15 protein-coding genes are annotated in these 13,723 nt (G+C 54.5%); 7 read left to right on the forward strand and 8 right to left on the reverse strand.

The features are described 5' to 3' along the window. Positions 1-65: 65 nt before the first annotated feature. The 5 genes from P8T11_RS25955 to P8T11_RS25975 are packed head-to-tail and all read left to right on the forward strand — an operon-like array spanning position 66 to position 6,943. Positions 66-1,439, forward strand: a complete 1,374-nt coding sequence (locus P8T11_RS25955; RefSeq protein ID WP_268079385.1) for a metallophosphoesterase — start codon at positions 66-68, stop codon at positions 1,437-1,439. Continuing rightward, the gene (locus P8T11_RS25960; RefSeq protein ID WP_268079384.1) at positions 1,432-2,448 is read left to right on the forward strand and encodes a GTPase-associated system all-helical protein GASH; all 1,017 of its coding nucleotides are present in this window, start codon (positions 1,432-1,434) and stop codon (positions 2,446-2,448) included. The genes P8T11_RS25955 and P8T11_RS25960 overlap by 8 nt, the downstream gene beginning before the upstream one ends. Beyond that, positions 2,445-3,464, forward strand: a complete 1,020-nt coding sequence (locus P8T11_RS25965) for a TRAFAC clade GTPase domain-containing protein (RefSeq protein ID WP_268079383.1) — start codon at positions 2,445-2,447, stop codon at positions 3,462-3,464. Before P8T11_RS25960 ends, P8T11_RS25965 begins: the two co-directional genes overlap by 4 nt. Continuing rightward, positions 3,461-4,309 carry a hypothetical protein gene (locus P8T11_RS25970; RefSeq protein WP_268079382.1) on the forward strand — a complete coding sequence of 283 codons (849 nt, stop codon included), beginning with the start codon at positions 3,461-3,463 and terminating at the stop codon, positions 4,307-4,309. Before P8T11_RS25965 ends, P8T11_RS25970 begins: the two co-directional genes overlap by 4 nt. Positions 4,310-4,318: 9 nt before the next feature. Next, entirely contained in the window at positions 4,319-6,943 is a 2,625-nt protein-coding gene (locus tag P8T11_RS25975; RefSeq protein WP_268079381.1) for a hypothetical protein, read from the forward strand. 71 nt (positions 6,944-7,014) lie between these two features. On the opposite strand, the gene P8T11_RS25980 is transcribed toward P8T11_RS25975, so the two are convergent. Beyond that, positions 7,015-7,623: a site-specific integrase gene (locus P8T11_RS25980; protein ID WP_268079380.1), complete on the reverse strand. Its 609-nt coding sequence runs from the start codon at positions 7,621-7,623 to the stop codon at positions 7,015-7,017. A 70-nt stretch (positions 7,624-7,693) separates the two neighbouring features. On the opposite strand from P8T11_RS25980, the gene P8T11_RS25985 reads away from it, so the two are divergent. Further along, a protein-coding gene (locus P8T11_RS25985; RefSeq protein ID WP_418910268.1) for an IS3 family transposase occupies positions 7,694-8,811 on the forward strand; the annotation gives its coding sequence in 2 pieces (ribosomal slippage) (positions 7,694-7,943 and positions 7,943-8,811; 1,119 coding nt in all). Here the strand turns inward: P8T11_RS25985 and P8T11_RS25990 are convergent. The 4 genes from P8T11_RS25990 to P8T11_RS26005 form a co-directional block, all read right to left on the reverse strand. Next, on the reverse strand, positions 8,804-9,190 hold the full coding sequence (locus P8T11_RS25990; protein WP_268079378.1) for a hypothetical protein: 387 nt from the start codon (positions 9,188-9,190) through the stop codon (positions 8,804-8,806). The genes P8T11_RS25985 and P8T11_RS25990 overlap by 8 nt on opposite strands. A 67-nt stretch (positions 9,191-9,257) precedes the next feature. Beyond that, the gene (locus tag P8T11_RS25995) at positions 9,258-9,929 is read right to left on the reverse strand and encodes a hypothetical protein (RefSeq protein ID WP_268079377.1); all 672 of its coding nucleotides are present in this window, start codon (positions 9,927-9,929) and stop codon (positions 9,258-9,260) included. Between the two features lie 104 nt (positions 9,930-10,033). Beyond that, a complete protein-coding gene (locus tag P8T11_RS26000) occupies positions 10,034-10,399 on the reverse strand; it encodes a hypothetical protein (RefSeq protein ID WP_268079376.1) in 366 nt (121 codons plus the stop codon). Positions 10,400-10,443: 44 nt separating this feature from the next. Beyond that, the gene (locus P8T11_RS26005; protein ID WP_268079375.1) at positions 10,444-10,923 is read right to left on the reverse strand and encodes a hypothetical protein; all 480 of its coding nucleotides are present in this window, start codon (positions 10,921-10,923) and stop codon (positions 10,444-10,446) included. Positions 10,924-11,039: 116 nt separating this feature from the next. Here P8T11_RS26005 and P8T11_RS26010 point away from each other — a divergent pair, with 116 nt between their 5' ends. After that, positions 11,040-11,267 carry a helix-turn-helix domain-containing protein gene (locus P8T11_RS26010; protein ID WP_054480506.1) on the forward strand — a complete coding sequence of 76 codons (228 nt, stop codon included), beginning with the start codon at positions 11,040-11,042 and terminating at the stop codon, positions 11,265-11,267. Between the two features lie 2 nt (positions 11,268-11,269). On the opposite strand, the gene P8T11_RS26015 is transcribed toward P8T11_RS26010, so the two are convergent. The 3 genes from P8T11_RS26015 to P8T11_RS26030 form a co-directional block, all read right to left on the reverse strand. After that, positions 11,270-11,779, reverse strand: coding sequence for a hypothetical protein (locus P8T11_RS26015; protein ID WP_268079374.1), 510 nt, complete (start codon positions 11,777-11,779; stop codon positions 11,270-11,272). 488 nt (positions 11,780-12,267) lie between these two features. Next, positions 12,268-12,573: a hypothetical protein gene (locus P8T11_RS26020; RefSeq protein WP_268079373.1), complete on the reverse strand. Its 306-nt coding sequence runs from the start codon at positions 12,571-12,573 to the stop codon at positions 12,268-12,270. A gap of 369 nt (positions 12,574-12,942) precedes the next feature. Continuing rightward, on the reverse strand, positions 12,943-13,722 hold the full coding sequence (locus tag P8T11_RS26030; protein WP_268079371.1) for a tyrosine-protein phosphatase: 780 nt from the start codon (positions 13,720-13,722) through the stop codon (positions 12,943-12,945). Between the last annotated feature and the right edge of the window lies 1 nt (position 13,723).

Consider the following 13,723-nt stretch of genomic DNA (forward strand, 5'->3'; position numbering starts at 1 on the left):
TAGAACTTCGTGTGTCGAAATGTTAGACTCTTGGAAAGCGGATTGGGCCGCAAGAGACTCTTCATATGCCAGCAGTTTTCGTCCACGTTTCTGATATTCACTTCGGCCAAGAAAAAGGCGACGCGATACAGACGCACACTGATGTAAAAGCGCAACTGATATCGGATGCCTCCAGCGTAGTTAGATCCTTATCTTCCAAAGTGGCGACTGGCATTCTTGTCACAGGTGATATCGTTCAGTCAGGAAAATCTGATCAGTATCATGATGCGGGCGAATGGCTTGATCAATTGGCGGAGGCCGTAGGGTGTCAGAGATACGATATCCAAATGGTGCCAGGAAATCATGATCTGGACCGAGCAAAAATGTCACACAGCGTTGAGAGTCTTTTACCCAAACTCCGTAGTGGTGATGCGGCAGAATATGAGAATATTCTTAATAATGATGTCGATCGAGCTGCGTTGTTTTCTCGGTTTGAGAATTATGCACGGTTTAGCGAGGCATATAATTGCCCACTTAATAGTCATGGCAAGTTTACCGATAAAGCAGTAGAACTCGCGCCGCATCGTCGGATTCGGTTTGTGCGTATGAATTCTGCACTGCTATGTACAGGTACTGAGAAGCAGGACTGCCCCGAGCTGTTTGTTGGTGCTCGACAGTTCGCCCATATTCCTAGGGTTGCGGGCGAGGAAAATATAGTGCTAATCCATCATCCATTGAGCTGGTTCAAGGATGCTGGTGATGCAAAACGGTATATCCGAAGCCGAGCCCGAATTTTTATCTCCGGACACGAACATAATCCGAGGGTAATGGTGGAATCCGTGGAAAGTGGCTGCGACTTTATGATGCTTGCCGCCGGGGCGACCGTCCCTTTCAAGTCTGACGAACGCTACACTTATACCTATAACGTGCTTGTTTTCGACTGGGACGTCACTCATGATGCCCTAAGGGTCGACATCATTCCTAGAGCTTGGAACGCCGAGTTGACTCGGTTTGATCCTGATGAAGTGCGTCTTGGTACTCGAGAACCTCGATATATACTTCAATCGCCAAATTTCCGCAGGGCCGCCAAACTTGGTGCGGAACTGGTGCGTGGTTCCGTCCAAGACGTGGATACACTTGTGGCTGTCGAGGCTGTTACATCGGACGACGCATCGTCGGCACAATCATGCGATTCAAAGGTGATAGATGCCATGATTTCGCAAGAGCCGGATGGTTACCGACTTCTATTGCTGCGGTTCTTCAGAGATATCTCGGCATTGGATAGGCTCCGCATATTAATTGAATTTGGTGCGGTGCCCGAGGATCTTGAAGAACCAATCACGCATAGCGTTGAACGAGAATTCTTAGATCAACTTATTGATGATGGTTACTTAGAACACCTAAACCAGAGAATTGATCAAACGATTTCGGCCCGGGGCCATGGAGGAGCCAATGAATAGACTTGCAACACATATGCGAATCGCCAATCTCTCGGTTTCCAATGAGGAAATCAGGGAGCGTGAGCAAGCGATCAGTACTCTATTAACAGCATGGAAATCTCTGGATCAACCGGGCCAGCTTATTGATAAGGCGGCAGATATAGCCAGTTGTCTCCACGGCGACGGTACTCCCTCGGTGCTCCTCGGTCAGGAGGTCGAAGCGGCGATCCAGGTGAATGGACCCGCTTACGTTTACATGGAGCGTCCTTTAGATGTGGGTGTTTGCGCGGCGCTAGTCGCGATGGATATGGTTTCGGCCCTTGAGGATCGTACTGGGACGTCGCCGTTAGATTTATTTGCCGCTGCATTGTGGTCGGCACTCGCCTATCAGGCGCCACTTGTCGAAATCCGGCGTGAAGCCTTGCGCGGCGAATTGCTTTCGGCCTGCCGCGATCGCTGTATTTCCGCCGCCAACGCAGCTCGCGAGCGCTACGACGTGGACGAATTTGACGAGGATGAAACGTACGAAGATATCGATGCTGTCAAAGACGTTGCATGTTCAGCAGTTGCGTCGCTCAAACAAAATGCACTTCTAGACCGAGAGGAGTTGAATTTTTTATGGTGGGTGCTACTACAGCGCAGCCGGCTTTTAAATAAGCCGCTTGAGAAAATTGCTGAACCGGTTCGTCTGCTTGCGTGCGCCATTGAAGGAGCTACGTATCTCACAGCGCTGCCGGCAGAAGCTCATCGAGATATGGTTCTCCGTACTTTAGATGCCGATCCGAAACTTAATCATAAAGGGCTATTGAAGGCCATAGGTTCTGATCGCGAAGCGTTGGCTGTGGCATATAGTGCTGCCAATATTGTGACTCGGTTGCCTACGGTCTTTCCGGTTCTACATTCATTGAGTGCAGATATCTCAGGGAACGAAGGCATCGCGACCGTACGGTCGTCCTCGGAGTGGGCTATGCGCACCTTCCTGGAGGCTGCAATCGTAAAACTCTACCACTCAAGTACGGTGGTTTCGTGAATATCACCTGCTCCTACGATGGTTGTACTGTTGCGGAGACGGAGATTTGCGTTCTCGATAATGCGCCGGAGAGCTGCCCTAATCGTATTACGATGATGGCGGTTCCAAACTCCACGTCGACACCGGAAGCGTGGGATGCTCTAAATCCTGGCGATGTTGTACTTCCCTCGCCAGGAGAGTATCGCTCGTTCCCCGCGAGTACCACGCTCGGTCCTGAGGCTGTCAATAGTCTTATGCGTCGACGCTATGTGACCGTCGTTGGAATTCTAGGGGAGCCGGAGTCTGGTAAAACCGCAGCCTTGGTAAGTCTTTATTTGTTGATTGCTAACGCAAAATTGGCCGGTTGGTCTTATGCTGATAGCCAAAGCTTGCTGGCATTTGAGGATATCGCTCGCGGCAGCCGGCAGTGGAATAGTGGAGCTCCACCAGAGCAGATGACTGTTCATACGCACCTCGCGGATGAGCGAAGCCCAGGCTTTCTTCATTTACGTCTGCGCAGGGATTTGGATGGGAAGCACATTGATTTTGCTTTGCCGGACCTGCCTGGCGAATGGACTACAGATTTGCTCCTATCGGCAAAGTGGGAGAGATTGGAATTCTTGAGTTCTGCTGACGTTATTTGGCTAGTGGTGGACGGCCGTACTCTGATAGATAGGGGCAGACGGCAAATGGTAACTGTTCGCTTGGGTCAGTTGGCGGGTCGGCTTAAAGCATGTATGCCAGAAGGAGTTCCCAGGCTCCTACTGGTCGTAACTCATCGAGATGTCGGAGCAGTCCCACGTGAGACGGTAGACCGTATTCGTGGTGAATTCGCAAAACATGAACAACAGTTGGAAATCATTGAAATCGCGTCATTTTCGAAGATCACCAATGCGGAGGGCATCAAGCCAGGGCATGGAATGGTCAATCTTGTCGAAAGAAGTATAAATTCTTCGGCCGACCCGTTCCCGTTTTGGCCTGATGGTCAATCCACTAATAGTCAGCGGTCCTTTCTGAATTTTCGGAGAGAGATTTGAATAGCAACTCAATTATTGTTCTAGGAGGTCCAGATTCGGGGAAGACCAACTATATCGGTCGCCTCTGGCTGTCCCTCGATTCTCAACAGAATGCGCTAGTGGCTAAAGATGTTGCGCCAAATCTGGACTATGTGATTGATACCGCTGAACACCTCTGCGCGGGAAATTTTGCGCCGAGATCTGAGCATTCGGATGCTCGTCGTGACTTCGAGGTTGTCGTACATGAGGCCAATGGTAGCAGTAGCGCTACGATAGTCATTCCAGATATTTCTGGCGAGTTGTGGCGGGTTGCCGTTGACACAGGCGAACTGGATTCGTCTTGGATGGAAACACTAGAGAATGCTAGTGGCGCCCTCCTGTTTGTTCGTTTTGGATCTAAGAAAAATGTTGGCGCGATGAATTGGGTCACGCACGCGGCGCTGATGGCAAAACGCCGCAGGCAGGGGCCTTCTGGCACTCCGACTCAAGTTATGCTGTGCGAACTATTCCGCTTTTTGGAGCTTAAGCTGCGGACACGCGTCGACGGTAGTCCGCCCCGAGTTGCTCTTGTCGTGGCTGCGTGGGACTTAGTTGATAAAGAAACTTTCGATGCCGGGCCCGAAAAATATCTCGCTAAGGAGTTTCCGTTGATTGCTGGGAAGCTCTTGGACACAAGGTTGGATGTCAGAGTTTTTGGAGTCAGCGTTGTGGGGGGAGACCTGCAAGATGACGCGGAGTATCGGCATCGCTTCCTCGATGGATCCATTCATGACCATGGATGGGTGGCATTGAAGAATCCGAGCAACAGTCAATGGTCTAAGGTATCTGACCTTACCCTGCCTGTGGCTTGGGTGGTTGGGCTGTGAGCACATCACGTGATTAAGATCGAGTCGCAATTGCATGGTTACCGCCACGGTCACGAGTTGATCGAGACGACAGTGCCGTTGGAAAAGGGGGATCAGGCTGTTGTCGACCGCTTATCTGATGTCGCCGGTCCATTGCGATCGGGCGACACTTTTTCACCCTATTTCGCAACCTATCCGCTGCCAAGCGGTAAGTGGACAGTGTTGGCACGGACATGGCCCGATGATACCGTGTCCCGTCCTGGATGTGTTCGCACGCTAAGCTTGCTCATACCGGCCGAAGCGTGGGCCAATTCGCCGAGTGTCTCGCCCTTTATCAAGCTGTTGGATAAGCGTGAGCTTCCGTCGGCGGCATTGCGAATGAGTATTACGGAACCGCAGGAAATGCCGTTGCCGCCTGCTCCACTATTTAGCGCCTCTGAGCTGCTGGAAGCCTTGTTTCTTGAGGAGCAACGTCCTGTTGCGATTTTTGACGCCCCGGAGCCGGAGCTCATCGCTACACGGTTACTTACGGCACTTTGGCCCTCGATGCGTCGCCAGTTTGCCCTATCCACCTTGGCATTGTCTCCCCGCCGCATAGAGGGTCGAGAATTCAATCTGGTGTTTGCGCCTCGAAGCGCGCGACAAAAGTTCTCCGAGTGGGCTGGCCGACGTGTGGACGGTCAAGCGAGAGTTGGGGCTCGTCACCGCTGGACGAGTTCCATTGTGGAACGAGTGTTCGGAGCTCCTGTCCCGAGGCTAGTCGAGGATAGCGATCTGTATGGTGCGAATCAGGTTGAGGATGCTACTGGCGCATTGTTACGTATTTCTTTATTGTGGGACGAGTTGCTGACCAAGGTGGAGCATTCTCCAGCCGCGGCATTGGGTTTGCTCGACATTGCTAAGAGTCGGTCCGTGTTGTCTTCCCAGGCGATGACTACTGTGCAAAGTGTATTAGCGAGTGCAACACGCAGGGCAGTCGATGAGTTACCTATTCAAGACGCTTGGATTCTAATCGGAGCTATAGCCCGCAAAATACATGCCACCCCCTTCGCCACAGAATTCCACTCGCTGCAATCCGCTGCTGCACTACTAGCGCGAAAGGATCCAACCGGTGCATTGCACCTGTTGACCTTGGATGATCCGGTGGATGCTTTATCGAGTTTAGTCGCGCCAATCGCGATGGGAGTCGCTGAATATTGCTCCATGAGGGGGAAGGTGTTGCCATGGGATGTTTTTTCTGCCGTTCCCCAAAAGAGAGTCGTACAGCTTCTGATAGATGGGCCTGCACTTGCGCGTACCATTGCGTTTTCGCGAGAGATGCAGGCTGAGGTTTTGGCTTATGTGGTCGGACTCTCACTTGAAATGTTCGTGGCCGTCCGTGATGCGTTGTTGCCAAATCTAGTGGAAAACTTTCAAGTCGGGCTGGCCAGTCATTTTATCGCATCGTTGGATGCCGATACGCTTTTGAAAACTGTTCATGAATTGATCGGAACGAATGATCTTTCTGCTACATCTTTCCTAAGACCGCTTGCGGCGCGCGCCCGCGCTGTCCAGGCAGCGAATGGATTGCGAGGTTTACTTAAGAGAGTACAAGATGATGCACGCCGCATCGCGCTCATCCAGGCTTCGCTTGATCCTAGAAAGGAAGACATTGAATGGCTGCTGAACGATTCTGATTTGACTGAAACAGAGTCGCAAAAAATACTAGTCGACCTCCTCGTCTCCGCGGATGAGCAACAGTTCCGGGCACTGCTGTCTGAGGAGATGTTGCGCAACACCCTTTTGGTTCGTATTCCTTCTTCAGCGCGAGATGTATTTTGTCGCTTGTTGCGCGAAGGAAATCTCCCTCTTGATCAGCATGTGGCGGTGCTACGGCGGGTGCTCGATGACCGCTGTCTTCAAGATGATGACCATATTGATATCGCATTCGGTGCACTCGAGCGTTGTCTCGTCGATCATTTTTCCGGCGATGAGATTGAGGTAATCGGGAGCCTTCTAAATTTTGTGGGTCCAGTACTGAATCCAAGATGGGCAATTTCGCAGGGACTCGGAAATTCACTGGATGGGTCGTTAATTCGTCGTAACTTACTTGCGTTTGAAAGTACATCCACGGATGCGCGGTCACGTATAGTGAATTCACTTGATGAGCTCTCGGAGGCCCTCGGTAAACGTTGGTCTCTGGATTTAGATGCGCACTCCGCGCAGGCCTGCGCTAATCTATTTTGGAGTGCTGCACAGCTACAATCCCCGGACCTGCTAACCGCTACGGCCCGGATGGTGCGCCTTTTATTCCGCTCCCGAGAATGGCCAGTTTCCGCAATAATGCCGGCTACATTTCCAGTGGTGTACCGAGAGCTCGCTGCCGGCGACGACGTGCCTGATATGCTTAAATTCATGTCTTTTTTTGACTGGGACAAATGCAAGGCGGCACGGCGGGAGTTGATCGACGCGTTTGATTCTTCAGAGTGGGACGTTGCCGATCTTGCATTAACAATATGTCTATGCCCGCATGAAGAGAAATTCGTGCATCGCATAGCTCGAAGCTTCCGCGGGGATGCGCTTTTAAACAAGTTGGCGCGAAGCCTGGAGCGCCTGCCGCAGTCATGCGGCGAACGCTTGGAGGTTGCCATACGTGACGTTCGGATGGACCGCTAAGTTGCTATTACTAGTGTGTCTCTGAATCGGGTCGCGGTTATTGGTTACGACAGGCGAAGGAACTTGATTCCCTATAGCAAAGATGGAATCGCGCGCCTATCTAAAGGTCTAATGTACTGAACGAGTGTTGCCGTTGAGCGGTGCCCCGTCTGTTGTTTAATCTGAAAAAGTTGTAGTCCTGACATCGCAGCGGTGGTGACATATCCGGCTCGCAAGCTGTGACCCGAGACGAATTGGGGATCGGAACCAATACGCCGATATGAAGCCTTGACAATTAGCGCCACTGATTGATCGGTGAGGGCATTTTCGCCTATGGTGTCGTGACGAGTGACGCGTCGGAACACATAGCCAGACTCAATGCCCGCCAAGGCTTTCCATTGTTCTAAGGCCTCAACCGGGCATCTAGCGCCTTTGGCACGAGGAATGAATACCATTCGCCCCGCACCTTCTTGGTCTGTCTTGGAGCGTCGAAGTTCGATCTCGATACCTTCATTGACTGTCGAGATATGTTCGCATTGAATGGCGACCAGTTCCGCACGTCGGAATGCTCCAGCGAAGCCAATAAGTAAAAGGGCGCGATCTCTCGCCGCCTTCATTGGCTTCTGCTGGTCGACTAGGGCAAGCATCTCCAATAAATCATCTTTGATGATCGCCCGCACACGGCGTTGTGAAATGCCCAAGGCGTAAGCTCCCCCTTCAGGTAGACACCGCCCGGTAGAATTTCGGAGCCTCCCTGAGTTGGAGATTCCCTTGAAGAAAAGCAGATTTACCGAGAGCCAGATCGTTGCTGTTCTGAAGGAAGGCGAAGCCGGCATGCCGGTCGCCGAGCTGTGCCGCAAACACGGCATCAGCAACGCCACGTATTACCTTTGGAAGAGCAAGTTCTCCGGCGTTCAAGTTTCCGAGTTGCAGAGGCTGCGCGAACTGGAAGCTGAAAACGCCAAGCTCAAACGCATGTTTGCCGACTTGGCGCTGGAGAATGCAGCGATCAAGGATGTCTTGAATCGAAAATCCTGACGCCGTCGGCCAGGCGCGAAGTGGTGGGACAGCTGGTGCAAGCCAAGCTCTCAATCACGCGCGCTTGTCAGATTGCCGGCCTATCGCGGGCGGCGTACTACAAGAAGCCAATGCCGGCATCTGAGCGGGATTCCCAAGTCATTGATGCTCTCAATGCCATTGTGACTCGGCATGGGCGTTGGGGATTCTGGAAGTGTTTCACCCGGCTGCGCCTCGACGGTCGCGGCTGGAACAAAAAGCGCGTTCATCGGGTGTACTGCGACATGGGTCTGAATTTGCCTCGGCGCTGCAAAAAGCGGCTTCCCGACCGACCGCGACAGCCGCTGGATCTGGCCACAGAGCCTAATCGTTGTTGGGCGCTCGACTTCATGCATGACGCTCTCTACTGCGGCCGGCGGTTTCGCACTCTGAACGTGATCGACGAGGCGAACCGGGAGTGCTTGGCCATCGAGGTAGGCGTGTCCATCCCGTCTGCACGCCTCATTCGGGTATTGAGCCGTTTGATCGACTGCTATGGGCCGCCTGACGCAATACGCCTGGATAACGGTCCGGAGATGATCTCAGAGGCGTTCACCCAATGGGCTAGCGCAAAGGGCATCGCGATCCGCTATATCCAGCCGGGCAAGCCAAACCAGAACGCTTTCATTGAGCGCTTCAATCGAACTTATCGAACCGAGGTGCTCGACGCGCACCTGTTCGCCAACCTTGAGCAGGTCCAGGCGATTACCGATCAATGGCTGGTCGATTACAACCAGTACCGCCCGCATGAATCGCTGGGTGGCCTCCCGCCGGTGCAATTCATGCCCCGGCTAACCCTTGCTCCGATCGTCTATCAACCGATGTCTACTTGACAGGGGTGCTTACGAAGGTTTTACGAATACCTTGCATGGTCTGTCGCACGCTGACGTGGACGGCAGGAGACTTCAGGTTTTGATCTTGATGGGCACAGTGGATGCCGATCAGTCTGCGCTCTATGGTCGCTACGGCCAAAGTTGCTGCGAGCTTGGCCAGATATGCGCACAGCTGTTGTGGCGTCGCCGGCAGCTTTCCACCGTTCGCCAAAAAGTGAGCGAGATCGGTCGCATATGCTTTCTTCGTGACGGCTGATCGGGCTGCATCAATGTAACGCTCTGCCGTCATTGACACGGCAGTACTCTCGGGAACGCTTCGAGAGGGCTTGGAGGCATTAGTCTTTGATGCCATGGCGGCATTTCTGCTGGTGTTTTTCATGGTCGGAATGAAGTCCTCTTGGAACGTGCCCTATTGACGTCGGGAAGCTGGGCGAACGGGAGCCAGGTCAAGGGTAGTAATCAGCCAGATGGGATCGACAAGCGATAGGGAGCTCGCGGATATACAGGAGTACCTGCCCTAAATCGGCAAGTAGCGAACCAGCACTTGCAATGGACTGTCGTGGCGCGGCGGCATTACCTACATGGTCCAGCGGGACACTGGCGAGAAGCGAGCCAAGCCCCGCGATGCCTTGATGCAGGCAATCGAGCTTGAGGTCTAGTTGTGAGGCCAATGCCAGCAGGAGTTCAGGATCTGCCTCTGCGAAGTCGACACGAGGATCTGCAGTTTTTGGCAACAAGCAGAGCATCGCGCAAGGGTCACGCAATAGGGCTCTATGGGTGGCTGATTTCGGTTCGAGCCCATGTTCAAATTCCTTTGGCAGCAGGAGCGTCGTAGCGGACCTGTCAGCCTCGGTAATGACCCATAGCCGCTCGCCCGCTACTTCACACGAGGATATGACGGGGTTGCCATGTATAGCCGCTGCCTCGTTGGCCAAGGCGTCCTCCGGTTGTACATCGCCCCAATCGCCAGACCGGTGGCGTAACAACATCTGGAATGGGTTCAGGTTCGCGCGCTGCAATAGGTTCAATGCGCCTGGAGTTGCCACGACTTCACTAAGTGGAATGGGTAGACCGCGGCGCTGCGCAGCTGAGGAAGTGTCACAGTGAGATGCTTGCATGGGATTTCGCTTTTGATTGGCAAGAAGGCGTTGGGCATCAGAAATGCAAAAGAGCCAAGGTGTGTGGCCTTGGGTCCTGCGGAGGATGCTGCTAGTCGAGAGGGTTACTTCTGGCCGTACTTGCCAGCCATAGAACCGGCAGCGTTCATGCCGCAGTAGCTGTCGCATCCCTTTGTGGTCACTTGAACGGCGCGATTGGAGAAGTTCAACAGCACGACGCACTGGTCCGCCGGGTCTTCCGACGTCCAGGCCGCTCGGGTGCCGTCAATAGGGCGAGCAAATAACGGCTCGTCTTCTCCCAGGCTGCATGCATGGGTACCCACATTGGTGTTAAAGGCGAACTGGACGCCTTGCGGGGATTCTTTGACGATTAGCTCGCCGCCTTGCTTGATGTATTTGCCCGTGACTCCTGCAAGGGCAGGTGGGCTAGACAGAGCTAGAAGTAGTGCCAACGCGTACGAACGCATCATGAGTTCCTTAGAGAGTTGGGATGAAACACAGAATGGGCGGATTGCTAGCGGCCTGGCATGACGAATTCTTCTTGAGGGCGTCCTAGAAGTCGCCAGCCTTGTTCGGACTGGATTAGCAGCACCGCACCTCGCAGGACGGTCTGTCGCGTTTGCGCGTTCACTGCGCCCGCCATACCAGCGACGACATTGCCCATTTCGCCCATGCAGGGTTTGTTGCGAGGGTCATCGACGAATGCACGCACACCTGCGTAGGTGGTGCGGGCGAAATCGTCGCGGAGCGTCAATGTCGCTTCGTAGTCGAGTCGGAACTTGTCGCCTCGGCGGACGCTGTCGATCTTCCTCGCGTTTGAAATAGTCCACAGAGGCCAGCCAGAGAATCGGCCTTCAAGATAGTTTTTGGCTTCCGCATTGCCTGGCGCCGCTGCTCCGCAGCCTGTCGTGAGAAGAGCCGCAACAATGCCTACGAAGGCTAGCGTCGCTTTGTGGATGGGGTGTCTGCTAAAGGCTTTTAGTTGGGTCGGCATATCAAGGGGCTAAAAATTCTTAAAAATCACACTTTGGGTTTGGTTGCAGGGCTAAATGTACCAAAACCAAACTCAAAGTGTGTGGATGGGAGGTAAGGGATAAGAAAAACTGCGGCATGTCTAACCCAACGCAAAAGTGTGATGCGCAGGTGTTGTTCGCCGCGAACATGCGCCGCATTCGCAAAGAAAAGCAGCTAACTCAGGAGCAGGTGGCTGAAAGGGCGGGCCTGCATCCGAACTACGTGTCTTCTGTGGAGCGCGGGGAACGCAATCTATCGATCGCCAACATCGAACGCATCGCAGCCGCACTCGGTGTCACGATGGCGGAACTGGTCACCCCATAGTTCTACTTGCCGGCGGCGCTTTTCGTGGCCATGGGATGCACGCCGATGTACCAGGCCGCACCAAGCGGCTTAAGGTCAGTTCGGACATGCTCGGGCGTCTCGATCCAGTATGCAGGGTCAATCACGTAGGCAATGGTGGTCTTTGGAGTGTGGCTCGCCGACGCTCGGTGGAATAGCACGTGGCGGCCGATTTCCTTGTCGGGGTCGTAGTTCACCATCAGGATGGCCAGATCCGGGACATCCGCCAACTTGCTCACTTCTTTGTAGACAGTGGCAACCCAGCCGTAGTGCGCCAGAAGTCCGGCAATCAGGTCTTCGGTGATCCAGTAGGGACCATGCTCGGGATGCTTGAACTGCCTCACAGCGAGGTCGCGGACCTCTGCAAGCGGTTTCCCTGTGATGCTGGCGATGCATGCGAAGGCACAATCGAAGTCGTTGTTCTGGGCGACGCGAGCGAAGGCGGGCTGGAAGCCCTCTGCGGTCGAGGTTACGGTGCTGGGTATGCTGGGCATGACACATTCCTTCGTTTCAGGTGCGCGCAACGAAGCCGCCCAGGGACATCAGGGGCACTCAATGGACAAACGGGGAGAGGCGGAAAGTGCAGATTGCCGTTGAGGCAGTCGTCTTTCTGGCAGCGTTGCGGCGCTGGTTGAGGGGCGCGCCGAGGGCTAAACTCCGGCGTGCTAAAACCAGCTTAGGGGTGGCTGCCGTGTCGGATCAACAACAAAATAACTTTGGCAGTTGGCAACTAGAGCGCGGCGTTGTCTCGAAGCAGGCAGCCCTGTAGCGGGTTGCTCTGGCAACGAAGAAGGGCCCAGTCAGCCAAATTTGAGTATGTTTTTGAGTAGGTTTCGCCGATAGGTGGAGAAATTTACCTATGTAGTTCGAGTTTCGCCGTCGCACCAAGAATTCCTCGCAAAAAGTTCGCTAAGGACAAGCCCGCTGAAAACGCAAAGTTTCAGCGGGCTTTTTGCTTTTGGCTTTTAACCCAGCGTTTGGCTCAATGAAGATTGCCCCCAAACGCCAGCACCCCCACCACAAACGTTATCCCTCCCACCGCCGCTAACCCATACGCGCGCTTCGCCGCCATCGCGTTGCCACGGCTCATGCCGATGGCCAGCGTAATCAGCGACCATAGTCCCGTGAAGGATAGAAGCGCCAGCGTGTACACCCAGTCCGAAAGATCGTAGCCGCCGCCACCGATGGACGGGCTTGCGGAATGCTTGGGCCATAGCAAGGCCACGAGCGTGCCCGCAACCACGGCAAACACGGCGAGCCAGGCCAGGAAAGCGCGGTCTTTCAGCATGGTTTCGATCCTGATGTTTGAGTTAGGGGATGTAATGCACGCCTCTAAATGGGGACAAACGGCTGGTATAAAGACCGTTGTAGTGTCAACGTAGGCGAGCAAATGTCGATTCAATCATTGGTCCGTTGCGGGGCGGCAGTGGCGCTTCTCGCAATGGGTTCGGGGTGTTCTTTAGTCGGACTTGGAGATTCCCGGAGTAGCGAGTGTCAGTGGTACCGCAGCAGTTGCATGCACGAGGGGTCATACGACCCGGGCGAAGAGGACTACGCGGAAGAGGAAGCGAAGCGCCTGAACGAAGAATCTGCCGACCGCTTGCGGCGCAGTTCCGGCGATTGATCCCGCAATGGACCCTGCCTTGGGCCGCACCGGTCAGCGCTCCAGATAGTGGTCCCGCAAGACGTCCACGTCTATCTTCAGCACATCCTTCAGATAGCGGTCCATGCCACCAAATTCCTGCTTGATGGCTTGCACCGAGGCATCCAGGTAGGCGGGCGCCACTTCCAGCAGAGGCATCATCACGTCTTCCGTGACGCCGCGCTCGGAGGACTTGGTGAGGATGTCCTGAAAGAACCGGGCGTTGCAGTGATTCGATTCCAGATAGTTCGACACGATCTCGTCATGCGCCACGCCTAGGGCCGACAACAGCAGCAGCGACGCGAAGCCGGTGCGGTCCTTGCCCGCGGTGCAATGGAACAGCAGCGTCTTGCCGGTCATCGCCGTTTTCAGGAAGCCGCCGAACGGCTCTTGGTAGCGCGAGGGAAACTCGCGATAAATCTCCATCATCATGGTGGTGCTGAAGGCTTGCGTGGCCTCGCGCAAGCGTGGCAACAACACGGCCATGGCCATATTGCCGTCCAGCACCGGCGATGCAATCCAGTGGAAGCGTTTGCCGAAGTGCGCTTCGTCCTGGGCTTTTTCAGGATCGGCGCGAAAGTCGATGACCGCTTCCAATCCCAATGCGCCTAGCCGTTCCAGATCGGCGGCGCTGGCCCGGCCCGGGTTGCCGCTGCGAAAGAGCTTGCCCGTGCGCAAGCGCCGCCCATCAATGCCGGTCAGCCCGCCTAGGTCGCGCGCGTTGTGGACTTTTTCCAGGGGCAGGCGGCGTTCAAGCGCTGCCTGGGTGGCGACGAAGCTTTCCGTGCGAGGCATG

Source organism: Achromobacter spanius (assembly GCF_029637605.1).
Lineage (GTDB): Bacteria > Pseudomonadota > Gammaproteobacteria > Burkholderiales > Burkholderiaceae_B > Achromobacter > Achromobacter spanius_E.

Bases quoted from the DNA above. Each gene is read 5' to 3' on its own strand.
- P8T11_RS25960 (WP_268079384.1), top strand. From the start codon at position 1,432: ATGAATAGACTTGCAACACATATGCGAATCGCCAATCTCTCGGTTTCC.
- P8T11_RS25990 (WP_268079378.1), bottom strand. From the start codon at position 9,190: ATGAAAAACACCAGCAGAAATGCCGCCATGGCATCAAAGACTAATGCC.
- P8T11_RS25995 (WP_268079377.1), bottom strand. From the start codon at position 9,929: ATGCAAGCATCTCACTGTGACACTTCCTCAGCTGCGCAGCGCCGCGGT.
- P8T11_RS26005 (WP_268079375.1), bottom strand. From the start codon at position 10,923: ATGCCGACCCAACTAAAAGCCTTTAGCAGACACCCCATCCACAAAGCG.
- P8T11_RS26010 (WP_054480506.1), top strand. From the start codon at position 11,040: ATGTCTAACCCAACGCAAAAGTGTGATGCGCAGGTGTTGTTCGCCGCG.
- P8T11_RS26000 (WP_268079376.1), bottom strand. From the start codon at position 10,399: ATGATGCGTTCGTACGCGTTGGCACTACTTCTAGCTCTGTCTAGCCCA.
- P8T11_RS25955 (WP_268079385.1), top strand. From the start codon at position 66: ATGCCAGCAGTTTTCGTCCACGTTTCTGATATTCACTTCGGCCAAGAA.
- P8T11_RS26020 (WP_268079373.1), bottom strand. From the start codon at position 12,573: ATGCTGAAAGACCGCGCTTTCCTGGCCTGGCTCGCCGTGTTTGCCGTG.
- P8T11_RS26030 (WP_268079371.1), bottom strand. From the start codon at position 13,722: ATGCCTCGCACGGAAAGCTTCGTCGCCACCCAGGCAGCGCTTGAACGC.
- P8T11_RS26015 (WP_268079374.1), bottom strand. From the start codon at position 11,779: ATGCCCAGCATACCCAGCACCGTAACCTCGACCGCAGAGGGCTTCCAG.